General features: G+C 54.9%; 23 protein-coding genes. 22 read left to right on the top strand and 1 reads right to left on the bottom strand.

What is annotated here, in order from left to right; genetic code table 11:
• Positions 1-9: 9 nt before the first annotated feature.
• The 17 genes from B0E42_RS20430 to B0E42_RS20350 all read left to right on the top strand — a co-directional run bounded on the left by B0E42_RS20430 (position 10) and on the right by B0E42_RS20350 (position 16,083).
• Positions 10-447 carry a VirB3 family type IV secretion system protein gene (locus B0E42_RS20430; protein ID WP_077507154.1) on the top strand — a complete coding sequence of 146 codons (438 nt, stop codon included), beginning with the start codon at positions 10-12 and terminating at the stop codon, positions 445-447.
• A complete protein-coding gene (locus B0E42_RS20425; protein ID WP_139353191.1) occupies positions 425-2,785 on the top strand; it encodes a VirB4 family type IV secretion system protein in 2,361 nt (786 codons plus the stop codon). Before B0E42_RS20430 ends, B0E42_RS20425 begins: the two co-directional genes overlap by 23 nt.
• A complete protein-coding gene (gene virB5 / locus B0E42_RS20420; RefSeq protein ID WP_077507152.1) occupies positions 2,782-3,441 on the top strand; it encodes a P-type DNA transfer protein VirB5 in 660 nt (219 codons plus the stop codon). The genes B0E42_RS20425 and virB5 overlap by 4 nt, the downstream gene beginning before the upstream one ends.
• 21 nt (positions 3,442-3,462) lie before the next feature.
• Complete coding sequence (locus B0E42_RS20415; protein ID WP_077507151.1) at positions 3,463-4,404, top strand: type IV secretion system protein; 942 nt, start codon at positions 3,463-3,465, stop codon at positions 4,402-4,404.
• Between the two features lie 197 nt (positions 4,405-4,601).
• Positions 4,602-5,378 carry a virB8 family protein gene (locus tag B0E42_RS20410; protein ID WP_077507150.1) on the top strand — a complete coding sequence of 259 codons (777 nt, stop codon included), beginning with the start codon at positions 4,602-4,604 and terminating at the stop codon, positions 5,376-5,378.
• 89 nt (positions 5,379-5,467) lie between these two features.
• A complete protein-coding gene (locus B0E42_RS20405; protein WP_256578334.1) occupies positions 5,468-6,196 on the top strand; it encodes a TrbG/VirB9 family P-type conjugative transfer protein in 729 nt (242 codons plus the stop codon).
• Positions 6,183-7,466, top strand: coding sequence for a TrbI/VirB10 family protein (locus B0E42_RS20400; RefSeq protein WP_077507148.1), 1,284 nt, complete (start codon positions 6,183-6,185; stop codon positions 7,464-7,466). The genes B0E42_RS20405 and B0E42_RS20400 overlap by 14 nt, the downstream gene beginning before the upstream one ends.
• Positions 7,467-7,484: 18 nt before the next feature.
• A complete protein-coding gene (gene virB11 / locus B0E42_RS20395) occupies positions 7,485-8,546 on the top strand; it encodes a P-type DNA transfer ATPase VirB11 (protein ID WP_077507196.1) in 1,062 nt (353 codons plus the stop codon).
• 8 nt (positions 8,547-8,554) lie between these two features.
• Entirely contained in the window at positions 8,555-8,905 is a 351-nt protein-coding gene (locus B0E42_RS20390; protein ID WP_077507147.1) for a hypothetical protein, read from the top strand.
• A 135-nt stretch (positions 8,906-9,040) separates the two neighbouring features.
• The gene (locus B0E42_RS20385) at positions 9,041-9,277 is read left to right on the top strand and encodes a hypothetical protein (protein ID WP_077507146.1); all 237 of its coding nucleotides are present in this window, start codon (positions 9,041-9,043) and stop codon (positions 9,275-9,277) included.
• Positions 9,274-9,600 (top strand): hypothetical protein, encoded by a 327-nt coding sequence (locus B0E42_RS20380; protein WP_077507145.1) that lies wholly within the window; start codon positions 9,274-9,276, stop codon positions 9,598-9,600. Before B0E42_RS20385 ends, B0E42_RS20380 begins: the two co-directional genes overlap by 4 nt.
• An 89-nt stretch (positions 9,601-9,689) precedes the next feature.
• Entirely contained in the window at positions 9,690-11,225 is a 1,536-nt protein-coding gene (locus B0E42_RS20375; RefSeq protein ID WP_077507144.1) for a type IV secretory system conjugative DNA transfer family protein, read from the top strand.
• A 47-nt stretch (positions 11,226-11,272) separates the two neighbouring features.
• The gene (locus B0E42_RS31180; protein ID WP_168188530.1) at positions 11,273-11,644 is read left to right on the top strand and encodes a hypothetical protein; all 372 of its coding nucleotides are present in this window, start codon (positions 11,273-11,275) and stop codon (positions 11,642-11,644) included.
• Positions 11,645-11,669: 25 nt separating this feature from the next.
• The gene (locus B0E42_RS20365) at positions 11,670-13,844 is read left to right on the top strand and encodes a type IA DNA topoisomerase (protein WP_077507143.1); all 2,175 of its coding nucleotides are present in this window, start codon (positions 11,670-11,672) and stop codon (positions 13,842-13,844) included.
• 44 nt (positions 13,845-13,888) lie between these two features.
• On the top strand, positions 13,889-14,404 hold the full coding sequence (locus B0E42_RS20360; protein WP_077507142.1) for a single-stranded DNA-binding protein: 516 nt from the start codon (positions 13,889-13,891) through the stop codon (positions 14,402-14,404).
• A gap of 243 nt (positions 14,405-14,647) precedes the next feature.
• Positions 14,648-15,445: a conjugal transfer protein, TraL family gene (locus B0E42_RS20355; RefSeq protein ID WP_256578329.1), complete on the top strand. Its 798-nt coding sequence runs from the start codon at positions 14,648-14,650 to the stop codon at positions 15,443-15,445.
• Between the two features lie 5 nt (positions 15,446-15,450).
• Positions 15,451-16,083: a hypothetical protein gene (locus tag B0E42_RS20350; protein WP_077507141.1), complete on the top strand. Its 633-nt coding sequence runs from the start codon at positions 15,451-15,453 to the stop codon at positions 16,081-16,083.
• Positions 16,084-16,133: 50 nt separating this feature from the next.
• Here B0E42_RS20350 and B0E42_RS20345 read toward each other — a convergent pair whose 3' ends face one another.
• Positions 16,134-16,487, bottom strand: coding sequence for a TraK family protein (locus tag B0E42_RS20345; RefSeq protein ID WP_077507140.1), 354 nt, complete (start codon positions 16,485-16,487; stop codon positions 16,134-16,136).
• A 288-nt stretch (positions 16,488-16,775) separates the two neighbouring features.
• On the opposite strand from B0E42_RS20345, the gene B0E42_RS20340 reads away from it, so the two are divergent.
• The 5 genes from B0E42_RS20340 to B0E42_RS30515 all read left to right on the top strand — a co-directional run.
• A complete protein-coding gene (locus B0E42_RS20340; protein ID WP_077507139.1) occupies positions 16,776-17,123 on the top strand; it encodes a plasmid mobilization relaxosome protein MobC in 348 nt (115 codons plus the stop codon).
• Positions 17,113-20,337: an LPD7 domain-containing protein gene (locus tag B0E42_RS31175; protein WP_168188529.1), complete on the top strand. Its 3,225-nt coding sequence runs from the start codon at positions 17,113-17,115 to the stop codon at positions 20,335-20,337. The genes B0E42_RS20340 and B0E42_RS31175 overlap by 11 nt, the downstream gene beginning before the upstream one ends.
• A 136-nt stretch (positions 20,338-20,473) precedes the next feature.
• Positions 20,474-22,213, top strand: a complete 1,740-nt coding sequence (locus B0E42_RS20320; protein ID WP_077507135.1) for an LPD7 domain-containing protein — start codon at positions 20,474-20,476, stop codon at positions 22,211-22,213.
• Between the two features lie 51 nt (positions 22,214-22,264).
• Positions 22,265-22,756, top strand: a complete 492-nt coding sequence (locus B0E42_RS20315) for a hypothetical protein (RefSeq protein ID WP_077507134.1) — start codon at positions 22,265-22,267, stop codon at positions 22,754-22,756.
• A gap of 129 nt (positions 22,757-22,885) precedes the next feature.
• Positions 22,886-25,418, top strand: a 2,533-nt coding sequence (locus B0E42_RS30515; RefSeq protein WP_174599586.1) for an inverse autotransporter beta domain-containing protein, incomplete at its 3' end; no start/stop codon positions are given.

Below are 25,418 nucleotides of genomic sequence, written 5' to 3'. Positions count from 1 at the left end.
GAGTTTCCAATGTCGCAAGAAGAAGATAAGATTTTGCTTTATCCGAGTTATAACGCCATGAGCCGTCCCGCGATGTTTTGGGGCGTTCCTATCATGTCGCTTGTCGGGTTGTTTCTTGCTGCAGTGATTGTCTTTGTTATCACGTTCACGTTGCTTTCGTTCGTTTGGGCGCTGGTTGCACTACTGCCATTCGTTATTGCGGTGTGCGGTCTGCGAATCATGACGTCTATCGATGATAGATACGTGCGCCGTGTTCGGTTTTCAATCCATCGTTTGTGGTTGAACCTAAAACACGGCAAACAATTGCTGCTCACCCCCTATAGTCCTCTCTGGAGCCAATATTATGGGAAGAGATTTTCACAACAGCGCGTTATCGCCGGAACAGTTAAAAGTCCCGTTGATGTGCTACCCAGTCCACGAACACATGATGACTCTGAGCGGGTATAGGCTGTTTAGCCTGATTCGACTCAAAGGCATTTCTCACGAGACGGTCAGTAAAAACGAACTCGACCGGCTGTTCCTGCAGATCAATGCTTACTTTCTTGCACTGGGTAAGAAAGAAGGCAAAAACCTGATGTTGCAGACCTACATCACCAAAACCAAAGTCGAGCTGGACACCGAATATGTGTTCGAGCTGCAGCCGCTGCAGGATTTTGCCGACGCGTATACAGCGCCTTTTCGCAACGGGACCTATCGGCAGACGGGTTATGCCCTTGGCTTGATTCTTAAGTATCGCGACCAGGACGACGGCATTCGCCGGATGAAGGAGCTGCTTACGATTTCGGAAACCATGCTCGCCGATTACGATCCCTCTTTCATGGGGATGGAATCGAACCGTTACGGCGCGCTGTTCTCCCAAGCCGGTCGCTATTTCAGCCTGCTCATCAACGGGCATGAAAAAGACATTCTGCACAGCGATACGCGCCTGGGTGACGCGATGATCGACAGTGTGACCAATTTCGGCGAATACGATTTCCTCGAGAATCGACCCAATAGGGGCGGCGTTCGCTTTGGTACCACCTATGATCTGCGCGACTACCCGAGCGCCGGTTCCTACCCTGGCATGTGGGATGAGGCGATTGAACAGCCGTTCGACTTTACGTTGGTGCAGACCTTCATCTTCGAGGATCGCAACACGGCCAAACGGACCTTCACTAAACACGTTTCCGATCTGAGTTCGGTAGAGGGGGAGTCCAAGCAGACCAATGAACTGTTGGCTGCTGTGCAGGAAATCACCCAGGGCGAATTGGCAATGGGTCGATATCACGCGTCGATGATCGTGTTCGGCAATACGCCGGACGAGGCGATCATTAACGGCTCCAAGATGGAATCAGTGTTTACCGTGCGCGATGCAACGTTCGTACGCTCCACCATGACGAACTACAAGACCTGGTACACGCAGTTTCCTGGCGAAACCCGCTCGCTATACCCTTTGTCGAAGTCGACCGAAAACCTCGCCTGCGGCTTTTCATTGCACGCCACACCGGCCGGCAAAGCAAAGGGCAACCCCATTGGGGATGGAACGGCGCTGGTCCCGATGCAGACCGTCAAAAAAGGGCTGTTCATGCTCAGCGCGCACGATAGCCCTCCTGGTCAAAACAACTTGGGTGAAATGTTGCCTGGGCATATTTCGATCACGGGGCAAACGGGGGTCGGTAAGACCACGTTCGAGGCGATATTGCTGATGTTCTTCAGTCGTTGGGATCCGATGTATTTCTGCATCGATTACAACAACTCGCTGGAGAACCTGCTGCGAGCGCTCAACACGCACTATTTCACCATCGCACCGGGGAAATTCACCGGTCTGAACCCGTTCCAGTTTCCGGATAACGAGGAATTGCGCCAGTTCTTGTTCGACATCGTGTTCTGCTGCGCAGGCGGTAAGGAGCAGACTAACCAGGATGAAGAGCGGGAGATTCAGAGCTCCATCGACGCGGTGATGCAGCATTCCAACGTCGACAATCGAGGCATGTCGTTGTTGCTGCAGAACATCACCAAGAAAGGCAACAACTGCCTGCATACCCGCTTGGCCAAGTGGTGCCGGGTTGCCGGTGGTCATGTCGGCCAATATGCCTGGGTACTGGATTCGCCGAAAAACCTGTTTGATCCCAAAGCGTTCAGACGTCTGGCGTTTGATTGCACAAGGATTCTGAAAAAGGAATATGCCACCAAGCATCCCGATGTCATGGAAGTGTTACTCAACACACTGTTTTTCGTGAAACGCACCATGCACCAAGCCAAACCGGGCAGCCTGCTCATTAACGCGATCGCTGAGTATTGGGTGCCGTTGTCCTTCGAGAGTACAGCCGAAAAGATCAAGGAAATCCTCAAGAGCGGACGAACCCGTGGCGAAATCCTGATCATGGACACTCAGTCGCCGGAGGATGCATTAAGCACTGAGTACGCTCCGGCGGTTGTCCAGCAGGTCATTACGGCGATCTGGCTGCCCAATACCAAAGCGGATGAGGACGGTTATGCCAAGTTCGGCGTCAAGGGCAAAGTGTTCGATACCATCGCTGGTATGCATCCCCTCAGCCGCGAAATGGTGGTGGTACAGGGGCATCAGGCGGTGCAGCTCAAGATGGAACTGCCCGATCACCTGAAATACTGGCTACCGCTGCTGTCGTCGACGGAGAAGAACCTTCCGGTCGCGGCAGAGGTACGGCGGTCACTTGGCACCGATGACCCACATCTATGGGTTCCGGCGTTTCTGGAGCGAATGGCTGCAATAACCGCCGCCGAACGCCGAGCCAGAGAAGCCAATGCTGGTGGGGTGTCCGCATGAAAAAAAGACTACTTGCATCCGCTTTGGCGTTGGCCATTGCCGTTTCGGTGCCGTGCAGTTACGGATCAGGCATTCCAACCGTCGACATCGCGGCCCTGGCACAGATGGCGCTGGACGCGCAGCGCCAGGCTAAAGAAGCACTGGACCAGCTCAACGCGGCAAAAGAGGCAATTGAGCAGGCCAAGGCTCAGTTTGACCACTACAAGAGCCTGGTCACCGGAAATTCCAAACTCGGTGATTTTCTCGATAATCCTGAGCTGAACAAGACGCTGTCGCTTGATGGCTGGGAGGATATTTATCAGGACGCGCGTGACCTCGGTTCGTTGCGTGACCGCTACGGACTGGTTTCGGACGATATCAACGTTCAGAAGTCATTCGACAAGCTACTCGCGGTGACCGATGCCCTGGAGCGTAACTACGACGCGAGCACCCAGCGGGTCAAGAATGCCCAGGCCCTGCGCACCAAGCTCGATGAGGTCCAAACACCACAAGAGAAGGAGGATCTGCAACTGCGCTACCAGCAAGAACTGCTGGAGCTACAAAATCAGCAAATGAGGCTGCAACAGACTCAGATGCTGGTCGCGCAGAAAGAACGACTGGAAAGTAAGCAGCGTGCCCAGGCGTTCAAGGATCACCTCAACGGGAAGAAGTCTTAGCCCAGCAATTAAAGGTGACCTATGGATATTCAAATTGCGGAACCGTTATTTAAAGCAATTGAGGCCGGTCTTAACAGTACGTTGATGTCCGGCACAGCGAAAGTGATGTTGGGGGTGGGTGCATCGTTCGGCTCAGTCTGGATGGTGCATTTTGCCTTGAAAAGTTTGCAATGGCTATTCACTGGGATTGACGTCATTTATCAAGATATTCTTTGGTCTATCTTCAAAATGGCGATCATCGTGTCCTTCGCGTTTAACGTGTCCTGGTACATCCAGAACGTGGTTCCGTTTGTCACGGATCTACCAACATGGATGGGCGGCGTCCTATCAGGGCAACAGGGGAATCAGACTAACCAAGTTGATACTTTGATTAGTGCATTTGTTGATGCTGTGGTGAAGTTGGTAGAAGCGATGGATTTCGATCTGTTGGACAACTTTAACATCGTCATTATGGGCATATGTGTGCTGATCTTCATGTTGCTTGGTGGGATTCCTTTCTTGTCGGTGTGCGTTGGAACGCTTATTACCTTGAAAGTTGCGACAACACTGATGTTAGTGGTAGGTCCGATATTCATTGCGTTTGCGCTGTTTGATCAAACCCGCCAATGGTTTTACGGATGGGTATCGCTGGTTGGGGGATTTATGCTCACCAGTGTGCTGTTCTCCATTGTGATCGCTTTGGAGATCGGCTTCATCAACACGGTAATTATGAAAAATGGCGCGATTGAAGCAACTTGGGCCGAAGCGTTCTCGATACTGTTCTACTTCGGTGCCTTTACGCTGCTCGCAACTGAGTTACCGAGCTACGCCGCTTCCGTCATGGGCGGGACGCCTTCCGGCGCAACGGGCGTGTCCGGGCTCCTCGGCAAGGGCACGGGCGTCGGCACGGCCGGCCGCATGGCCGGCGCTGCTGGCAAAGCTATCGCCAGGCTAGTTATGAGACGCCGCAACACAGTCCAATAGTTGCCCTCTCGGGTAGCACTCGTACCAACACCTAAAGGTTATTGCGATGAAATATAAACTTGCCTTGAGCGGGTTGTTTTGCGTGGTTTTTATTTCTGCCTGTAGTTCGGCGCCAAAGTTGCCGGAACCATCCGGTTCTTGGGAAGACTTTAATCCGCCGGTACTTCAAGCAAGTCAATTAAAAGGGAGGGCGCCCAATGCTGCGAAAAAGTAAAGATCAAATCATTGAACAGGAACGGCTCTTAGCGTCACCGCCGGCAATGGACGCGCTGACGGCTCAAGAAATGAGCGCATACGAAAAGGCATATCAATGGGCCGCGCGCTGGTTTGAGGATAACGTCGCGAAAGAACATAAAGCCAAAGCTACCATGTGGCGTCGTATCGCGATGTTTAACAGTGTTTTGACTTTCATGGCTATCGGCGCTGTCATGGGGTTGACGCCCTTGAAAGAGTACGTCCCATTCGCGGTTCGCGTTAACGAAGTTACCGGTGCGACGGATGTGCTGCGCCCGGCCAGTGAAACGAAGTCGCAGGAACAAATCGATGATGAGTTCATGCTGGCCACGTATGTACGGGCTCGTGAGGGTTACACCTTCGCAGATCACGATGCGCAATATAAGTTGGTCGAATTGATGTCTCATGATGAGACGTTCACAGAATACCGAAACTTCCAACTGTCGAAGAAAGGCTACCTGGAGGTATTGGGCGACACGCGGATGATTCGCACCGAAATCAACGACATCACCTTTCTGGATCGTAAGAATCGCACCGGTACAGCCCAGGTGTTGATGACCAAGGTGGTGCTTGACCGCAACGGCGAGCCGGACATGACGATCAAGCCGCTCAAGTACCGTGCAATGATCACCTACGACTACAAGAAGAAGCCGAAAACGCGCGGCGACGCTTGGCTGTCGCCGAGTGGCTTCGGGGCGGTCACCTACTCGAAAAACGAGGAAGTGGGGGGCAAGCTATGACCTTCAGAAAAAAGCTGGGCATCGCGGGACTTCTATTCACCGCTGGTGCGCTGTGCACCCTGGTATCGCGCTACGCCAATGCCGAAGTGATGGGCGCCGGCTCGTATATGGATCCTCGGGTACAGACGGCCGTTTACTCACCTGACAACGTGTATCGCATTCAGGCTGTGATCGGGCGTACATCGCTGATTCAGTTCCCGGTCAACGAGACTGTCACTGAGGACTCCGGGCTTATGGTTGCAGGCGACCCGGACGCTTGGGAGTTGGGCACGAATCTGGCGGGCAACTTGGTCAGTATCAAGCCGAAAGTCCCCAAGGATCCGGACACCAACCTGATCATCAACACCAATCGACATACCTATATCTTCGAACTGGTGTTGGTAAAAGACGACGCGTTGAAGACGTACGCGCTGCGCTTCACATACCCGGAGCCGATTGGCGTTAAAAAAATGGTCGCGGAACGGGACCTCAACCCCAACCCGTGCAGCGGCGCGATGAACCGCGCCTATCAGCGTCGAGGGGACAAGGAAATTTCACCTTACGAGGCATGGGACAACGGTACGTTTACCTGTTTCCGCTTCCCGGCAAATACGCCGCGACCTGTGGTTTACCAAGTCTTGCCGGATGGAAGTGAAAGTCTGGTGAACACCCGTACGGTGCAAAACATCCTGGTCGTACATGGTGTGAGCCAAGCATTCCGCTTTCGTTTGAACATGATGGTCTTGGAAGTCAAAACGCGGCAGCGCCTGGGCGGCTTCTACAACTACAACGGCACCACGACTGGCGATATTCGGGTGGTGAAACATGCAGACCAATAACAACCCAACGCCTGAAGGCGTAACAGAGCCAGCATCCAGCAGTTCAGCCCAGGCACGCGGAGCGTTCGACCTCCGGTCGAGCGTTACGAAAACCCCGCAGAACATGAAGTATTGGGCGATTGCCGGCGTGGTGTTCGTGGTGTTGATCGCCGGGCTTGTGGCGCTTTGGGCGGTGGCCTTCAATGTGATGAGCGAAGGTAGCACTGACATCGACGAATCCAAGGTGCAGGCCGATACCATGCTGCGCAGTACTGAGGGCAACGATGACGCGATGAAAATCGCCAAGGAAGCAAAGGCACGCCGAATGGCCGAAGAGGAAGCGTTGAAGCGCAAACAGGAGCAACAAGCCAAGCCCGCCCCGGCGCCGGAGTCCAAGCCGGCGTCGCCGCCTAAGTCCACTGGGCAGGCACCGGCCCCATCCGGTCAAGGCAACAGCTCTGCCCCTGCTGAAAAAACACCGCTGCAACGCAAGTTAGGCGGTGGGGTGTACGTCAAACCAACGTCAGTCGCCGGTTCCAGTTACGGGCAATCAGCGACCGGCGCTCGCCAGTCGTCGGCCGGCAGTAGCGAGGCGGATGCGGGTGCGTTCGATGGCGGTGGCGGTTCAGGTTCGTCGTCTTATCGCGGAAGCCTGTCAAACCTCTCTGGTACTGGTTTCAAACCGTCTAAAGCGGTCTTGGCCCCGGATGGCAAGTACCTGCTGCGGCACAACACCTATGCGCGTTGCGCGTTGTACACCGAGATCATCACCGATCAACCGGGCCTGGTGGAGTGTCGGTTGACAGAACCGCTGTACTCGGCAGACGGATCGACAGTGATTGCTGAAGCTGGCGCGCCACTCAATGGCGAGCAGAAAGTTGAGGTTCGCCCAGGTCAGACCAACGTGTTCACGTCATGGACAGAGCTTGAAACGAGTTCCGGGGTGGCGGGTGTGCCAGGTATTCGTGCCCGATTGGATAGTTTGGGCGCGGGGCAAATGGGGGCAAGTGGAACCAAGGCGTGGATCGACAACCACTATCTTGAGCGCTACGGCGGTGCTGTCGCGTTGTCGGCCTTCCAAGACGTGTTGTCGGCTGCATCCAACTCCACCCAGGAGAGCGGGTCTGGTTACACGGTCAACAACAGTGAACAGAACGTCGAAAACATGGCCAGCAAGGCGCTGGACGCCAACATCAATATCAACCCAACGGGTTATCTGCTGCCAGGCACCATCCTGACAGTGATCATCGCCCGCGATATCGACTTTTCTTCGGTTCTTGAAAACCGCTAGGAGGATCTGATGAACATGATGAGCCAGCCCGTCGAGGATCTCGAGGGATTCGAGGAGCTGAATGATTCGACTCTGTTACGTGACTTCATGGAGCAGGCGGGGTTGACTGAGCGATTGCAGCGTAAGGGCGTTACCGAGGTGTATTTCAACCGCCCGGGCGAACTGTGGACGGCGGCAGAAGGACAGCTCGCCGACACGATGGAGCCAATGCCACAGCTCACCCTGGACCTGTGCGAGAAGGTTGCGACCTCACTGGCGGCGTTCAACCGAATATCGATGTCCGCCGACGAGCCCTTGCACACTGTGGATCTGCCCAACATTTTCCCGCAGGGCACGCGGGGCACGTTGGTCATGCCGCCAGCCTGCGAGAAAGGCACCATATCGCTGACGATTCGGAAGCCTTCGCTTGACCGGTTTTCGCTGCCCAACTACCAAGACTCAGGACGGTTTGAGAAGATCCGCGCGATATCGACGTCCAAGGCGGAATTGAAAGATTGGCAGCGCGACATGATGGACGCGCATGTGCGACTGGATTGGGACCGGTTCTTCCGACTGGCGATGCACCATCGGCAAAACATCATCATTTTTGGCGGGCCTGGCTCGGGGAAAACGACGTTTGCCAAGGCATTGGTTGACCTTTATGACCCAAGCCGCCGCCTGATCACCATCGAAGCCGTCAACGAGCTGGTGTTGCCAAAACATCCAAACCGCGTTCACCTGCTGTATGGCCAGCGGGTGACCCCCAAGTCATTGGTCGCCATCACGATGCGGATGAAGCCCGACCACCTGCTCTTGGCCGAGCTGACCGGGGATGAGGCTTGGCATTTCATGGAAAGCCTCAACACCGGTTTGCCCGGCACTGTCACGACGGCGCACGCGAACGACAGCATCGCGGGTGTCGCGCGGATCTGCAGTCTGGTGAAGCAATCGGAAGTCGGTAAAGGGCTTGATTACCCATACATCGAGCGGCTGGTAAGGACGTCGTTCGACATCATGATCTACATGGAAAAAACGCACTTGCTTGAAGTGCACTATGACCCACAGCACAAGCTGGATCTGTTGAATGGCGTAGCGGCCTAGGAGGGATTATGTGGTGGAAAGTGACGTTGATAGTCCTGATCCTGATGGCCGTGTGCTTCGTCCTGGGGCTGTATGTGGGTGGGGGAGTGTTCTTGCAGATTACAGCCGGCGATTACTCTGGCGTGACCTACCGGACATTGTTCGATGCCCGGCACCTTGCACTTGATGATAGCCGTCTGGTGTACCTGCCCTGGGTGTGGTGCATCACCGCTGCACTGACTTTCCTCCCGGTCGGCCTGACGCTGCTGGCCCTGCTCGCACGGGTCAAGCCGAAACGCTCGTTGCACGGTGATGCCCGTTTCGCCAATGACAAAGAGCTTCGAGCTTTCGAGTACACGGGCGACTACCAAAAGCTGTAACCCTGCCGAGATCCAATCCCGGTTTCAAAAAAACTCATAATCGCTACCGCGCCATCAGTGGCTTGGTGGCCCCGTTGTGCCTGCGCGACAAGTCGTCCAGGCACAACGGGGGTTGATTAAAAACAGGTAATGCTCATGACCAATAAAAAGTTCGCTGTAGTCGTGCTGGGCGCACTGGTTGTCGGCCTGGTCATCCAGGTCAAACAGTTTGCAATGATCAACTCGGGACTGACGATTATTGCAGCCAACCAGGTGATGTCGGAGGCTAATCAAGCACTCGGTAATGCAACTCTGTCGATGATTCACGCGACGGCCGAAAAAACGCTGGCCGTGCAACAGGCCGCCGATGCCGGGCGGGAGGTACGCCCATGAAGCTTGTTGCCTGTTGCGCCATCGCTGCAGCACTCGCCTCGGGCAGCGCAGCGGCAATGTTGCCGACTCCACTGTTCGACTTCGACGTTTGGGCAGCGACGGTGCTGAAAAAACATGGCATCGAAGGCGCCACGGTAGTCGAGGCTGCGTACCCGATCAGTTTCAGCTACTGCCCGAAAGGTTCGCCGGCACTCTGGCGCTATCAAGCCATCAGCGCCGCGCAACTGGAGGCGCTGAGTCGCGGGGAGGCGGTGCCGGCGAGTGATTCGAACTTCGAAATGATCGAGCCGGCCAGCGCTGCGTGCACTGCCGTCAAGACATAACCCGCCCTGTACTGGCTACCAAATTTGCCGATCGAGCGTCGACACCCGGGCGGTGTTTTGGTAGCAGTTCCAAATGACCAGGAGGTTAAATGTACAGCCAAGAAAATCTGCAGAAGCGGATAGAAGACTTCCCGCCGATCCTGATCGGCAAGCACCCCAAGCGCGATTCGTTTTTGGCCACCTACGGCCAGTCGTTCGTCATGCTGGCCGCGCCGCCTGGCACCATGAAAGGCGTCAGTATGGTGATCCCCAACCTGCTGACGTTTCCGGATTCGGTGGTAGTCAACGATCCGAAGTTTGAAAACTGGGACGCCACGGCCGGTTTTCGGGCTCTGACCGGGCAGAAGGTACGGCGTTTCTCCCCCGAGCGCATGGATACCCACCGCTGGAACCCGTTCTCTGCGCTGCGCCGTGATCCGTTGTATCGGTTGGGTGATATCCGGACGCAGGCTGCTGCGCTTTATGTGTCTGATAACCCCAAGAACCAGGAGTGGTACAGCAAGGCTGCGTCTGTGTTCTCGGCCATTGTTCTTTACCTGATGGAAACGCCTGAGCTGCCTTTTACATTGCCTCAGGTGTATGAAGTCGCCTCGATGGGCGTCGGCATGGGCGCCTGGGCTGAACAGGTAATGGCTGCACGTAGCGAAGGCGAAAAAGCACTTAGCGCCGAGTGTTTGCGGGAAATTGGCAGCATCGTTGAGCAGGCAAAAGCGAAAAGCGGTTGGTCGACCACGGCGGACATCGTCCGTAGCCAACTGACGCTGTACTCAGAGAAGACCGTGGCCTGGGCGCTGTCGGGTGATGACATCGAGTTCGATAGGATGCGCGAGGAAAAAACGAGCATTTATTTCTGTGTCACCGGCGAAAACGTCAAAAAGTTTGGCCCATTGATGAACATGTTTTTTTCACAGGCCATGATGCAAAACTCAAGGATCCTGCCAGACCAAGGTGGGCATTGTGAGGATGGATCGCTCCGGCTCAAGTATCAGATTCTGTTCGTGTTGGATGAAATCGCGGTAATGGGTCGGATGGAAGCGATGGAAACGGGGCCTGCGTTGTTGCGCGGCGCCGGCTTGCGTTACCTGATCATCTTCCAGAGCAAGGATCAGATGCGTGGTGAACGCACCTACGGCAAGGAAACAGGCGACGCCATTATGAAAGCCTTTCACATTGAAGTCGTATTCGCGCCGGGCGACATCGATGTGGCCAGAACCTACAGCGAACGACTGGGCAATACCACCGTACGGGTCAGAAACGATTCGGTGAACTACGGCAAAGAACGCACCCGGTCCTCTAGTTACAGCGATCAACCGCGCCCCTTGCTGCTGCCTCAGGAATTGAATGAGCTGCCCTTCGATGAGCAAATTATTTTTGTCCAGGGTACGAAGAAGACCAAGCCGGTCAATATTCGCTGCAGGAAGATCGTCTACTACGAGGAAGAGGTTTTCAAAGCGCGCAAAGGCCTGCCGACACCTGCCCTGCCCATGGGCGATGCGGCGTTGGTGGACAGTTTGACCGTTCCGATGCGAGTGGTTGTGCCCACCGCCGCCATGGTGACTCCGCACGACCTGGTCATTCAGCAAGAGCAACAAAAGCGTCAGCCGCCGGCCGACGTCCGCAAGTAACCACTGCCAGTCCCGGCGCCGTCAGGTGCCTTTTCAGGATCCTCCCAATGAAACAGACCGTTACTAAGGCGGGCGCTGTGCGCCTCGCCGCGAAGCGTTTCGCCCTGGGTAAATGTTTTACCGCTGCGCTGCTTGGCATCACCGTATTGGCGGCGCCGCCGGCCTTCGCAAAAGACCCTTGCAAGATGGTGCTTTGCATGTGGGGCAAATATTCCAAGCTCACCGGCTCCGGTGACGATGGCGGAGATGAGTGCGACGCCGCCGAAAAGGAATATTTCGACATCATCGTGAAGAAGAAAGGAAAAATTAAATGGAGTCGGACAGCCACCGAGCGCCTGAAGCAGCAAAACAGTTGCCCGACTGCTGATCGGGGGAAAACCAAACAGATCAACGACAAGTTCGGCCAGTCCCGCGGCTGACCGAATCAACCCGAGGTGGAGAGACATGCGACTGTTTATTGCTGAAAAACCCGACCTGGCTAAGGTGATTGCTGAAGGCTTAGGCAACGGCCGCCGAAAGGGCGGCTACATCGAATGTGGTTCTGACATCGTGACCTGGTGCATTGGCCATTTGCTGCAGTTGGCCCCGCCGGAGCATCACAACCCAAAATATGCTGACTGGGTAGCGGCGGATCTGCCGTTGAAGTTGCGCCCTGCGATCTACATTCCCATCGAAAAAACCCAGGATCAACTGGCAGTGGTGTGCGAGCTGATCGAGCAGGCTTCTGAAATCGTGCATGCCGGCGACCCGGACGAGGAAGGTCAGCTCCTGGTCGACGAGGTGCTGGAGTACGTCGGCAATACGCGGCCGGTGAAGCGGCTACTGATTAACGACATGAACGCCAATGCTGCGCGCAAAGCGATGGCCAACATGGTCGACAACACCCAGTTTTTTGGCCTGTCCCAAAAAGCGAAGGCACGTAGCATCGGCGATCAGCTCTACGGCTTCAACATGACGCGGGCCTATACGCTCGCTGGCCAGGCGAAGGGTATTCGGGGGGTGCTCGCGGTAGGGCGGGTGCAAACCGTGATCCTGGCTTTGATCGTGGCGCGTTTTAAAGCCTACACCGGACACAGCGCCGCCTTTTTCTTCAGTGTGTTTGGCAAATTCGCCTTCGACGGCAAGACGATTACCGCCAAGCTCCAGCCGCCGGCAGACGCGCCGGTCGATAGCAAAAAACGCATCGTTGACGAAGCGTTCACGGCCGACATCGTTAAGGCGTGTCAGCAACAAGTCGCGCAGGTCACTGTCGCCAAGGTCGAGGACAAACGAACGCCGCCGCCGTTGCCGTTCTCCTTGCTGGATCTGCAAGCGCAGATGAGCCAAGACCACGGCATTAACGCGGAAAAAACCTTGGCCATCACGCAAGCGCTGCGTGAAAACCACAAGGCCATTTCCTACAACCGTTCCGATTGCAACTACCTGTCGGACGAACAGTTCGACGAAGCTCCGGAAACGCTGGCCGTGCTGGCATCGGCGCTGCCGGATCTGGCCAGTACCTTTGCCTGTGTCGATTCCGAGCGCAAAAGCCGGGCGTTCGATGACAGCAAGATATCAGCGCACACGGCAATCATCCCCACAGCGGTGCAGATCGATCTGGACAACCTGACGGGCGAAGAACGTGCGGTCTACCTGGCCATCGTCAAGCAGTACGTCGCGCAGTTTCTGCCCGATAAGCAGTTCCGCTCGGCCAAAGTGCAGTTTGAGGTCGCCGGCAGCGAGTTTATGGCACGCGGCAAGAAAGTCACCGTGCCAGGCTGGATGGCCTTGATCAACGATGCTGGAGCGGCTGAGGACGTCGAGGATGGCGACGACAGCGATGTCTCTGAATCGCCGTTCGATGTGCTGGAGTCGCTGGCTACCGGTGCTAGCGGTCAATGCGAAAGCTTGAGCGTGTCCAAGGAAAAAACCAAACCGCTCCCGCTCTACACCGAATCAACCTTGCTCAAGGATCTGCGTCAGGTTTCCAAATACGTCACGGATCCTCGCATCAAAAAGCTGTTACTCAGCCGCGACGAAGGCAAGGACAAGAACGAGCGCGGCGGCATCGGCACGCCGGCCACACGCGGCGCGATGCTGGCCAAGTTGCTGGAGCGCAACTATTACGGCGTCGACAACAACAAGCTGATTCCGACCAAGCTCGGCCTGCAGTTCCACGACGCGTTGCCAGCCATTGCCACCAAGCCGGATATGACCGCGCTCTGGCATGAGCAACAACAATTGATCGAAAGCGGCGAGCTGACCTGCGATGCGTTCCTGGACGAGCTGGAGGCGTTCATTGTCGAGCAAATCAATGCAGTCGACCTTGGGGCTGTGCAGGGTTTCAACGTCACGGCCAAGTGCCCCATGTGCGGCGGCGTCATGGCCCCGCGCGGCAATGTCGTGGCCTGTGAAGCCGAAGCGTGTGAATTCAAGGTGTTCCGCGAGATTTGTGGCAAAGAACTCAGCGAAGAACAGATGCACCAGTTGCTGACGACCGCGCGCACCGGGGTGATCAAGGGTATGCGTGGCCACAAGGAAGGCAGTAAGCCATTCGACGCCTCGTTGAAGCTGACCGCTGATGGCAACGTCGAGTTTGTGTTTCTCAAAACCAAAGCAGCAGCGAAACAACGCGCCTAACCGATGGCGTGTGTTGGCTGAACCAATAATTGATGGAGTAGAAAATGGCCCGTGGAATTAACAAAGTCATCCTGGTAGGAACCTGCGGTCAGGATCCGGACGTACGCTATCTGCCCAACGGCACCGCTGTGACCAACCTGAGCCTGGCCACCAGCGAGCAATGGACGGACAAGCAGACTGGCCAGAAAGTTGAAAAGACCGAATGGCACCGTGTAGTGCTGTATAGCAAGGTGGCCGAGATTGCCGGCGAATACCTGCGCAAAGGTTCTCAGGTGTACATCGAGGGCAAGCTGCAAACCCGCGAATGGGAAAAGGACAGCATCAAGCGCTACACGACAGAAATCGTCGTCGACATGCAAGGCACCATGCAGCTCTTGGGAGGCCGTCCACAGGGCGACAGTGGCAGCACGGGGGCTCACGAGCCTGCGCCGAATCCTGCAGCCGCTCAAGCGCCTGCAGCGGGTAATAAACCAGCCGGAAGACGTGGAGGAAGGGCCGCGAGTCCACCAAGTCCTGCACCGAATCCCGATGAACTTCCAGATCCCGACATCCCGTTCTGAACCGTCATGTGCCGCGCTCCCGGCTCGTCGGAACAGCTCCATCGTTCCGGCGAACGGAAGCACGGGCGAAGCGCACACTTGACGGCACACCGTCAAAACACAGGCTTCCTCGGGAGTGTGGGGGTAGAGCTTTACCGCCCCCGCGCTCCTGAGGTCAACGCGGCCGTTGCGAGATGACAAGGGCCGCGCCCTTGGTGTTTCTTGCCAACGCCCCCCATATCCCATTCTAAACCTGAGGTTTCCATGCCTAAAACGATGAAGCAGGAACAGACACTTAACGCGCTTGCTGCTTTCTTTGCCAATACCAGCCACTTCATCCTGCAGGGAAAAGGTGGTTGCGGAAAGTCGCTCAAAGCGTCCGTTCTGACCCAGTATTTCCAGTCCCGGGGCTGTGCCCCGATTTGTGGCGACACCGATCCGGTCAACAGCACCTTTCACCAGATTCGCGACCTGAATGTGCAACTGGTTCCGATCACCGACGGCGGGGCTGTTGTGCAGCGTTTGTTTGATCCCTTGTTTGAAACGTTGATGACAGTTGAGCAGGTCACGGTGATCGACAACGGAGCATCAACGTTTCTCCCTATCGCCAAATACATCAGCACCAACTACGTGCTGGAGGCGCTGCAACAGGCCGGCAAGCAGGTGTTTATTCACTGTGTTGTGACCGGCGGACAGGCCAAGGACGACACGGTCACCGGGTTGCTGTCGATGATTGACCTGGTTAAGAAATCCAAGTCCAACGCGAAGATTGTCGTTTGGGAAAACGAATTTTGGGGGATTCCTGAATTCAACGGTAAGCCGCTCGCCGAAATGCCGTGGTTCAAAGACAACTCAGATGTCATCCAGGGCCTGGTAAAGATCATTGACCGCAACAGCGATGCATTCAGCACTGATATTCGGATCATGACGGAGAAGCACCTTACGCTGCGCCAAGTAATGGACTCCGAACAATTCGGAGTGATGTCTAAGTCGCGGTTGTATCGAGTGTTCAACGATATTTATTCCGATCTGGATCGAGTGTTCAACGTGCCTAGCGAGTAACAGCCATGGACGAGGTATTCAAAGATGAAATTCGGTCTCGCCTGCTTTTAGAGCATGGGGTGAAACTATCGGGTGATGATCCAATATTTTCGTACTTCATCGGTCAGCAGGTTGTGTTGGACAGATTCACGCTACCCATTGTGGAGGCGATGCAACGTTTACCCGGCGAACTTGAAAAGAGCCTTTCGAAAGTAGTGTTCGCAGTCGAAGAAGCAGAGCGAACCGCTGAAACCTTGATGCACGAAACGAAGGGCGCACTTTCTGCACTGGGAAAATTCGAAGTTGAAGCCGCTCAGGAACGTCTAAAAGGCAGCGTCGAAGCCAGTGTTTCGGAGTTGCTAACGACGGCGTTGCAACGTGCCAATAGCGACATCACGCAGGTGGAGCGCCAGGCTAAAGCGCTTTCCAACGGATTACGCGATACCAAAACGTCCAGGCTGAACATGGTTTTGGCCATTGCGCTAATAGGGCTGATGGGTTTGTTTTCGATAGGCCTGTTTCTGCTTTATTCAGCAGGCTCTAGAAATCAGGAAGCTGCGAACTATTGGTTCGATCGGTACTCAGGCCAACAGGAGGCTTTAAAGTCATTGCCACCTGGTGTTAAAAAACTGCTGCCCAACAAACTGCTGGCCGAATAGCCAACGCAGAAAGGCCGCTTGTGTGTAGCGGCCATGATGTCTTCGGCAATTTATTCCCCGTAAATTTTCTTTGGATCAGGCACCGGATTGTGAATTTCCGCGTCCTGATTCCGCCGGTTCTCACGGTTGGCCGCCAAGTGCGCTAAAGGGTGTTCACCTGATAGATGCCTTGAAGGGACGCCAGGAATGATCGACGCAGCCGGTTTCGCATTGGTGCTAATGCCCATCAGCTTGTTGATGTATTTAACAAACTGCTGATAGCCCAAGGTGATGTCTTCAGATTCAACCAGCGCATCGTGGATCTGTTTGTAGGTCTGGCCAAGGTTCAGGCGCTGCTGAATCTGTGGCATCAGGGGGATGAACTGGCTTTTCCCGGTTCGGGGCAGGGTTCGCCAATTGGTCATGTGGTGTCCTCGCTATAGAGCTACTTAGAGATAATCAGATCGATTATAGGCCCCTGGCCTGGAAATAGAGAACATCAGATCGACTCTGATCGATCTAGAGCGACGTAAATCAATCTCCAGCCGTACAGATGACTCCGAGGCTTAAACCCAGGCACGTCACCGATTGTTTACAAAATAGCTTCGCATTTTCTAAACATCGATCGTGCCAAAGGGGGATACCCCCTTTGAAACCCCGCAGAGCGGGAAAAGCCTGGTTGTCGTTGTTGTCGGTTGCTGTCGGGTGAAGCTATGGCAAAGCGAGAGCGAGTCAACAAAGGACGCGTCGTTTCCTTCCGCCTCACGGATGAGCAAATGGCGCCCTATGAAGAGAAAATCAAAGCAGCCGGACTCAGCCAGTCCGCATTCTTCCGGGAGACTTTTCTCCAGGCGAATCCGGTTTTTGAACAATCCTCACAAGAATATGAACGCCTTCTGTTTTATTACAGCAAAGCAAGTAATAACCTAAATCAGTTAGCTCATAGCGTTAACCGTGCCTGGAAAAGAGATATTATTTCTCAAGCATTATACGCTAAGTTTCTCAATGAACTTATCAGTATCCGCGAACTAATAAGCGCCGGGGTGGACAATGCTGATTAGGCTTCGGGGTTATAACGATGGTGCTAAGGAGTATTTAGAAGAAGGGGTCAAGCAGGGGCGTGAGCATACGCGGGATGAACTCGACGAGCGGGTCATTCTTCACGGTGATTTAGATGTGACTCAAAAGATTTATCAGTCCATCCCCGATAACGGACAGGAGCGCTATCTGTCCTACACCATGGCCTTCAAAGAAGATCATATTTCTTATGATACTTTGCTGGATGTGACCACGGAGTTTAAGCAGTTTTTATTGCATGCCTACAAAGAACACGAAATAAACTTCTACGCCGAAGCGCATCTGCCAAAGATTAAGCAAATGAGGGATCGGAAAACGGGCGACATGATCGACCGCAAACCGCATATCCACATCATTATCCCGCGCAAGAACATGTTCAACGGCAATGAGGCAAATCCGGCCGGGATGCACCAACGTACAGAGAAGTACATGGAGGCGTTTCAGGAGTACATCAACCAGAAGTACAACCTTGCCTCACCGCGTGACCATATCCGTTTCGATCCGAGGGATTCGGCCAGCGTGTTGTCGCGCTACAAGGGCGATGATTTCTACGGAAAGAATCGGGAGTTCAAGCAGGAGCTGGTCAAGGAAATCGTCAACCAGAACATTCTGTCCCGTTCGTCTTTTTACGAGCTGGTTGCTTCGCATGGCGAAACCCGTGTTCGCAATGAGGGCAAGGAAAACGAATACATCGCAGTAAAGCTGCCCGGTGACGCTAAGTTCACCAACCTTAAAGACACCATCTTCAAAGATGATTTTGTAGTGCGTCGGCAACTCAAACGCCCGCCTTTGGAAAAACATGTCATCCAGGAGCGGTTGAGCGAGTGGCCCACACGCGCAAGGGAAATGAAGTACGTCGATAAGGCCACGGCGTCCTTCCGGGAGCTTTATTACAAGCAGTCATCTGCTGAGCAGCAAGTTTCACTGCTCGTTCAGCGCGAACAGACCTTTTATCAAACCTATGGAGAACATCATGGCGGAATACATCCTCCCAAGCGGCCGCGAAGTAGTAAGCGAAGTGTTGTTAAAGCTGGAGCCGAGCGCACTAGCGAATCTCCCCGTGGCGTGCAAGACGTGCCAGGACGCGATCTGGCAGACCACGGGCAAATCGACGACCAAAGTCCAGGTGCGCTGCTTCTGCCCGGTGCTGCACAGCTTCACTTGGAGCGCCACGCAGCAGGAAGAGATTCTGGATTGCGAGCACCTGTACAAAACGGAAGAGGAAGAGGAAGAGGAACCCGATCCGGCCGAACTGCCGGCGTTTCTTCGGGAACAACAGGCTCCACAGGCCCAGCCAGGGCAGATGGAAATCGACGGGTAATACCGCCCTACGGCCGCGATCTGCACAGCGTACCCACCGTGGCAGACATTGAGGCGTTCAGCACCAAGCTACTGCAGCCGCACCGGCATGAAGATGCGCCGGATTCTGCGGTTGACCTCACCCCCCGGCCGCGCCGGCCGCGTAAGCCTCGCACCGGATCGATGTCGACAATCCCTCCCTATGCACGCAACCCACACCGGGACGCGACTGTGCAGGACGTGGAGGCTTACAGCACGCAATTGCTTGGCCCGCTACGAAGCGAACCGGCTGCCGAGCCGGTCCGTAACCGGCCTAAGTCGCAACGCAAGACCAAGGCCCGGCGCTCAAGCATTCCGCCCTACGCACGAAACCCGCACCGGCCAGCAACCGTCGCTGATATCGAGACCTTCAGCGCCCGGCTCTTTGATCCGCTCAAGGAGCCTACAGAGGACGCCAATCAGCGGGCAGGTCCGGCCAGGCAGGCGGATGTTAAGGACGGGCCTGTTCAAGGCCAAGCGCAGCCGCAACGGCGGCGCAAGGCTGGTTCGGTGCGAATCGTGGTTCCACCGTACGCGCGCAACCCGAACAAGGTTGCCACCGTTGCCGACATCGAGGCGCACTCGCGCCGTTTGTTTGCGGCGCTCCAGGGCGACAAGCCCGCCCAGGTATTCAAGATCCAGACCGCAAAACCGGTTCCAACGGCAACGACCCGCAGCGCTTCAACGGTCGCGGCATCGTTGAGTCGGTCGCTAGAACAGAACCAACTTTTGCCGGCGCAGCGCCATGCCATCCGCCGTGTCGACAGCCAGTTCTACGAGCTGCGCCGATTCGTTTTTGCAGATGTTCGATTGACGCGCCAAGACAAAGCTCAACTTTTTTCAGTCCTTACTTTTGAGCGACTGAAAGCGCAGGAAGCAATAAAACAACCGAAGTCAACTAGAGAGGTATCTTTAATGGGTAGCGCAAGCATTCGGCAATTGCTTACCGAGGAAGAGAGCTTTCCCGATTTTTCCATCAGTGGCCCCGGGAGTACGACGCCGGTACGGGATCGTATCAAGAGCTTGGTAGAAAATTTCGGTAAAGAGGTCGATCAAAGTTTCAAGGAAAAAATTGAGCAGCTACTTAAGGTTGCTGGTTTGTATGCCAGGAAGTCGCTGTTCAGCTCGAATGTTCATTACGTCGATCAAAAAACTGATAAAACGTTGTTTGTCGACACTGGCAATTCGATTTCGCTTCGTCGTTCAGAGGTAAGCGCACCGGCTGTTGCATTCGCATTACAAGTGGCGCAGCAACGTTTCGGTAATACACTGTCCATTAACGGGAACTCTGAGTTCAAGAAATTGGTTGTTGATACTGCTGTTGAAAAACAGCTGCCGATTCAATACACCGACTCAGGATTGAACAATCAGGTAGCTTCACGCCTGAGTGAGTTGGACAGTCTTAAGCAGGAACAAAGCCGTGTTTCGGCCAACTTTACCCGCGAGTTCCTGGGCTCTCTGCCAGCGGAAGGGCCTGTAGGGCGGACTGAGGTGCAGACAGGACCGAAGACCCTGGCCTTTACCAACAACGGCGAGCCGGTTTCGTTGGGGTTGCGGCCTGTTGATCCGACTGTTGGTAACGATCTGAGCGCTACCCAGGGTCAGGCCAAGGAGACTCCGCTGCCTCTGGCCTTTACCTACCAGGGGGAGACGGCATCGCTGGGGTTGCTGCCGGTTGCCAGGCCAGCGGACCTCAACGTTCAGCCTGGGCTCCCGAAATTCACCCTCAACGGTGAACCAGCTTCGTTGGGGTTGCGTACGCCATTGCCGGCGACACGCACTGAAGGAGGTGTCGACGTTCACCAGGAGTCGCCAGAAGTGCATCACAACGATCAGCTCGATTTGGATATGGACAACTGATTGCGCTTTGTACGCCCATTAAACTGGGTTTGATTGACATCTAAAACTTTTAACATACCGCGTAGATATTTTTTCAGCTTTCATTATTGAATGGCTGGCGTTCATGCGTCCCTAATATTTAATGGAGATAGCTATCATGGGTAGTGAAAATATTCGACAAATAATAAAGGATGAGGATCCTTTACCGGAATTTACAATAAGTGGCCCGGAAGGTGAAAAAGAGCTTCCGGTAAGGGAAAGAATCAAGCAGGTTTTCAAACGGCTTGATCTGGATACGGATGAGGAGTCGAAAAAAGAACTGGAAAGGGTCTTGGAAGCACATGACCTTTACACGAAAAAATCTCGATTTACTTCGACTGTTCATTACCTGGACAAAAAAACGGACAAAACAGTGTTTGTCGATACCGGCAAAGTCATTGCGTTGCGCCGTACGGGTATCACGGAATCAGGGGTGAAGCTTGCGTTGCAAATGGCCCAACAGCGGTTCGGTAGTACGTTGACGATTAATGGTACTGCTGAATTCAAGAGTTTAGTGATTGAAGCTGCTGCGAAAAATAACCTTGATATTCACTTCACGGACAGGGTGATGAATGAACGGCTCGCTGAAAGGCGTGCTGAATTGGAACTGGAGCGCGACAGCAACAAGATTGCTTCCCCCGATGCACCTGTTCTTGATACGGCCGAGCGCGAGGCCAGTACTGGACAATCCTCTGCCGAGGAAGTGGGACGTAGCGATGTGACGAAAGGTTCGCTCGTCGACCACGGTAGTGCGCCGTACATGATGGATAAGAAAAACGATGAGAGCTATTACGTCGCCGTGAAAACCCCTAGCGGTGTTCGTACGCTATGGGGGGTGGGACTGGGTGAGCTGATGAAAGACGGCGGCTACCAGCAGGGCCAACCGATCCAGATAACGGACAAAGGGTCTTTGCCTGTACTGAAGATGGTTCTGAACAAGGAGACCGGTGTCAGGGAGTCGAAAGAGGTATTTCGTCGAGTCTGGGAGATCGATCCGGAGCCCGTACGCGATAAGGCTTCACCTGGCTCTGCAACAGTTCCGGTAGTTCCGCTGGCGGATATCGAGCAAAAAACCACTCCATCTGGTGCGGTTCCAAGCCCAGCAGTCGTGCCCCAGGCTTCAACTGCCGAAGCTGGCGTCTCCGCTGAGAAGTCGCAGCGGCTCCCCGGGTTGGCAAACGATGCAGAGGTTCGTCGAGTCAACATCGTGGACCAGCTGGATTACGTGCCCACCTTGGTTACTGCTGAGAACGCAGACAAGAGCTTCATCATTGCTCGCGAATTGACTTTCCGCGAGGCCATGGCCGGTATGACCGAAGCGGAGATCCGTTCTTCGTCGACAGTCATGGAGTGGCGCGCAGCGGATCATGCGCAATGGTTGGTGGCGTCCGGTGACAACAGCACAGAGGGCCGCGAGTTTTTGGCTTCCTACATGAGCGATGATTTTTATCGTGAAAGCTTCAAGGAGACGATTGACGCGATAGTGAGCGAGCCGGGTCTTTCAGACGAGACGCTGGTTGCCCTGGAGCCCGCTCTTGAAATCGCGCAACGCCTCGTAAGCGTGGCTGAAAGCACTATTGAAGTTCCTGCAAGCGGAGCTTCAGTAGTGGTGCCGCTGGCCAAACCAGATGTGACAGCTGTGGCGAAGCCTGCCAAAGCCGCTAAGCCTGCCAAGTCCGCCAAAGCAGGTTCGGTCAAGCCATCTGCTCCGAAAACAACTGCAGGCAAAAAATCTGCAGGCGCAGGTCAGAAGGCCCCCGTAGCTGCCGAAAAGCAGGCTCCGGGCGTAAAGGTTGAGAGCCCTTCGGTTGAGACGACCCAAATCGAAGAAGTCCACGAGCTGGAAATAGAGAGCTGAGGATGACCCCCTCCAGGTGGAGGGGGTTTCTGTAATTCGGAGTGCGATTTGATGATGAACAAGGCAACCAACCCCGGTAGCAAATTGGCGATCGCGCGCCGCCTGCCAGGCGCCAATTTGCTACCGAATGATTATGTTCGAAATGCTCTTATCGAGGCGGGTTACGGCGCGCTTCCGTTAGGTGACCGTCCGTTACTTTATGAAGCGTTAGAGCTGGTAGTTAAGGATGATCCCGAGAATTTTACGGATTTGGTCGAGCACCTGCGTGATGTATTGGTGCTTGCAGATGGTATAGATCGGCTTACAGAGCTGCGGCGTTTGGCGACTAAGTTTGGCTCAATTAAAGGATGTCCCGACTGTCGCTGCAAACCTGATATTGATGGAAGCCACACCGCAGATGGGCAACGAGCCGTCGTCTGTTTCAACCATGAGCATTTCGCAGTGGGACGTGCAGGTCAGACGATAGACGATGCAATTTCAAGTTGGAACCGTGACGACTGGATCGCACCTGGCATAACGCGTTCGCAGTTCGCGTTCGATTAAAAACGTTCCACATCTTTTTATCGGCCAACCGATCCAGGTCAGATGCCGGTCAACTTAATTAGAAACAACTAACGGTGCTTCAGCGCCGCGAATAGCTGTTTCCGCTGTTCATCATCCAGGGAATTACCGATGATTACTGACACGCATAATTCATGGCGCGGAGGACCGCGCTCGCTCATCAAAAAACTGTTCATTGGCTATTTAGCACTTGTCACTGGTTGCTCAACTACTGTTCAGCAGGTTGAGCACGCCGCCGCCATTGAGCAAAACCAAGCTTCCTACAATTACCCTGGCGATGCCGTTCCAGGCGAGCCGGTGGAAGAGTCCAGTGCTTCGAATCCGTACAACCTGCCGGAGCTGGCCAGCGACGCCGTGAAAGAAGAACCGCCATCTAGCAACGCGGATCCGCTGTCAGAATTCGTAGGTGGCTTGCCTGCTGCAGACCAGCAAGCGATTGCGAATCCTCGCAACAATGGCTATCAGGGCAGTGACGAGTTCGGCAGCATGGCCATGGGAATGCTGAACTCGGCGGCTGCCCAAGGTCTGAAAGATTGGTTCTCAGCCCGTAATGCTACGACTGAGGTTGCCTTCAATGTTGGCAGCAAGGGCGGCAAGACTGCCAGCTTCGACATGCTTTATCCGATTGTCGATGGCGAAAAAGACCTGGTGTTTGCACAGGTGGGTGTGCGTCATTCAAATGCTCGCTCTGAGGACTACCGCAGCACCATCAACTTGGGTGTCGGCTATCGTCGAAATTTTGATAACTGGCTCGCCGGCATTAACGGTTTCTACGATCGTGACATGACGGGCAAGAATGAGCGCTTGGGCATCGGGGCAGAGGCATTTACCGACAACATTCGTGCAAGCGCGAACGTCTATGTTCGGATGTCGGAATGGAAAAAGTCGCCGGATCTGGATAATTACCTGGAGCGGCCGGCAAATGGTTATGACCTTCGCATTGAAGGCAACCTGCCTTCGCTGCCGAAAGTCACTGCCAAGGCCATGTATGAAAAATACTATGGCGATGAGGTTGGTCTGTTCGGTGCCGGCAATCGTCAGAAAGATCCGCAAGCAGTCACCTTGGGCTTGAGCTACGCGCCTGTTCCAATGGTCAGCGGCGGCGTCGACTATCGCCAAGGACAAGACGGTCTTTCTGAAACGTCGGTGAAGCTGGCGATCAACTATCAGTTCGGGGTTCCACTGTCGAAACAGCTTTCGACGGCCTACAGCGTCAACCACAACCTGGCCAACTCGCGTTATGGCTTGGTTAACCGGAACAATGAAATTGTCCTGGACTACAAGAAAGCCGAACACGCGCTACTGATGCTGCCGCCGGAAATCAGCGGCACACCAACAGCTGTGGTTTCGTTTCCGGTGACTTTGACTGGCGGCCGCGCAAGCAATTTCACATGGACCGGTTCGGCAAGCAGCTTTGCGCGTCCTTACAACAGCTCCGGTGTCGGCGCTGTTGTTTTGCCTGCTTACAACCCTACTGGCTTGAATACTTATTCGCTGCAGGCGATAGGCACCGACGTCTACGGCGAGGTAGTTAAATCTAATGTCATGCAGGTGACTGTGACGCCGTTCCTCATTGCTCTGGACCGCTCGAAGGCCGAGGCGAAGGCGGACGGATCCGATGAGGTGACTTTCACTGCTTCTCTGCAGGAGCCAAGCGGCTCGCCACGTTCCAACACGGCTATTACTTGGGCCGTCAGTGGATCGGCCACTGTCGTCGAAAAAGATTCGATGACAAACAAGCAAGGCAAAGCCAATTTGAAACTGGTTAGCCGATCGAGCAGCGTGGTTCGGGTTTCAGCAAAAGAGCCTCAAGGCGCGGCCGCAACGGCGAATGCTGGTTTCCTTGGGGATCCTACCTCGGCGAAAGTGGTTAGCTTGGTGGCTACCCCTTCCTCTGTCCTGGCAGATGGCGTGTCCACAAGCACGTTGGTTGCAACTGTTCTCGACAAAAATGGCAACGAATTGGGCGCTGGTGTTCCTGTGTCCTGGACGTCTACGAACGGAACTCTGTCCAGTGCGTCGACGGTGACCGATGAAGGAAGCAAGGCAACGGTAGTGCTGACCTCGCCGATACAAATCGGTGATGCAGCAGTCACTGCAAAAGCTGTTGCTGGCAGTGCTGATGCCAAAGTGGATTTTGTTGCGGATATAGCCAACGCACGCATTTTGTCCTTGGTGGCAGCTCCAGGCGTCATACCTGCAGATGGAACGACTACTAGCCTTCTGACCGCGACCATCGTCGATACGAACGGTAACCCCGTCGGTGCCGGTGTACCTGTCACCTGGTCTACAACAGATGGCACTCTATCCATGGCTACTAGCGTTACCGACGCGAATAGCAAAGCGCTTGTTGCGCTCAAATCGTCGACCAAAATGGGGGCTGCCACGGTAACGGCCAAAGCCTCGGCAGGGGAGCAAAACGCAAAGGTCGAATTCAGTGCGAACAGTGCGACCGCCAAGGTCGTGGACCTGACCGCGACCCCGGCCAGCATCGTGGCCAATGGCACGGCGACCAGCACCCTGGTGGCCTCGGTTGAAGATGCCAACGGCAACCCGGTGGCCAATGCCCCGGTGACCTGGTCGACCAGCACCGGCACCCTGTCGGCCGCATCGAGCAGCACCGATGCCAACGGCAAGGCCAGCG

The sequence above is a fragment of the Pseudomonas sp. A25(2017) genome (genome assembly GCF_002001065.1).
GTDB classification, from domain to species: Bacteria; Pseudomonadota; Gammaproteobacteria; order Pseudomonadales; family Pseudomonadaceae; genus Aquipseudomonas; species Aquipseudomonas kilonensis.
The sequence above is the reverse complement of the archived record's forward strand: the minus strand, read 5'-3'. Positions and strand labels throughout refer to the sequence as shown.

Bases quoted from the DNA above. Each gene is read 5' to 3' on its own strand.
- B0E42_RS20350 (WP_077507141.1), top strand. From the start codon at position 15,451: ATGGACGAGGTATTCAAAGATGAAATTCGGTCTCGCCTGCTTTTAGAG.
- B0E42_RS20425 (WP_139353191.1), top strand. From the start codon at position 425: ATGATGACTCTGAGCGGGTATAGGCTGTTTAGCCTGATTCGACTCAAA.
- B0E42_RS20345 (WP_077507140.1), bottom strand. From the start codon at position 16,487: ATGACCAATTGGCGAACCCTGCCCCGAACCGGGAAAAGCCAGTTCATC.
- B0E42_RS20400 (WP_077507148.1), top strand. From the start codon at position 6,183: ATGCAGACCAATAACAACCCAACGCCTGAAGGCGTAACAGAGCCAGCA.
- B0E42_RS20315 (WP_077507134.1), top strand. From the start codon at position 22,265: ATGATGAACAAGGCAACCAACCCCGGTAGCAAATTGGCGATCGCGCGC.
- B0E42_RS20405 (WP_256578334.1), top strand. From the start codon at position 5,468: ATGGGCGCCGGCTCGTATATGGATCCTCGGGTACAGACGGCCGTTTAC.
- B0E42_RS20390 (WP_077507147.1), top strand. From the start codon at position 8,555: ATGTGGTGGAAAGTGACGTTGATAGTCCTGATCCTGATGGCCGTGTGC.
- B0E42_RS20410 (WP_077507150.1), top strand. From the start codon at position 4,602: ATGCTGCGAAAAAGTAAAGATCAAATCATTGAACAGGAACGGCTCTTA.
- virB5 (WP_077507152.1), top strand. From the start codon at position 2,782: ATGAAAAAAAGACTACTTGCATCCGCTTTGGCGTTGGCCATTGCCGTT.
- B0E42_RS20340 (WP_077507139.1), top strand. From the start codon at position 16,776: ATGGCAAAGCGAGAGCGAGTCAACAAAGGACGCGTCGTTTCCTTCCGC.
- B0E42_RS20365 (WP_077507143.1), top strand. From the start codon at position 11,670: ATGCGACTGTTTATTGCTGAAAAACCCGACCTGGCTAAGGTGATTGCT.
- B0E42_RS20320 (WP_077507135.1), top strand. From the start codon at position 20,474: ATGGGTAGTGAAAATATTCGACAAATAATAAAGGATGAGGATCCTTTA.
- B0E42_RS20385 (WP_077507146.1), top strand. From the start codon at position 9,041: ATGACCAATAAAAAGTTCGCTGTAGTCGTGCTGGGCGCACTGGTTGTC.
- B0E42_RS20355 (WP_256578329.1), top strand. From the start codon at position 14,648: ATGCCTAAAACGATGAAGCAGGAACAGACACTTAACGCGCTTGCTGCT.
- B0E42_RS20430 (WP_077507154.1), top strand. From the start codon at position 10: ATGTCGCAAGAAGAAGATAAGATTTTGCTTTATCCGAGTTATAACGCC.
- virB11 (WP_077507196.1), top strand. From the start codon at position 7,485: ATGAGCCAGCCCGTCGAGGATCTCGAGGGATTCGAGGAGCTGAATGAT.
- B0E42_RS20415 (WP_077507151.1), top strand. From the start codon at position 3,463: ATGGATATTCAAATTGCGGAACCGTTATTTAAAGCAATTGAGGCCGGT.
- B0E42_RS31180 (WP_168188530.1), top strand. From the start codon at position 11,273: ATGAAACAGACCGTTACTAAGGCGGGCGCTGTGCGCCTCGCCGCGAAG.
- B0E42_RS31175 (WP_168188529.1), top strand. From the start codon at position 17,113: ATGCTGATTAGGCTTCGGGGTTATAACGATGGTGCTAAGGAGTATTTA.
- B0E42_RS20360 (WP_077507142.1), top strand. From the start codon at position 13,889: ATGGCCCGTGGAATTAACAAAGTCATCCTGGTAGGAACCTGCGGTCAG.
- B0E42_RS20380 (WP_077507145.1), top strand. From the start codon at position 9,274: ATGAAGCTTGTTGCCTGTTGCGCCATCGCTGCAGCACTCGCCTCGGGC.
- B0E42_RS20375 (WP_077507144.1), top strand. From the start codon at position 9,690: ATGTACAGCCAAGAAAATCTGCAGAAGCGGATAGAAGACTTCCCGCCG.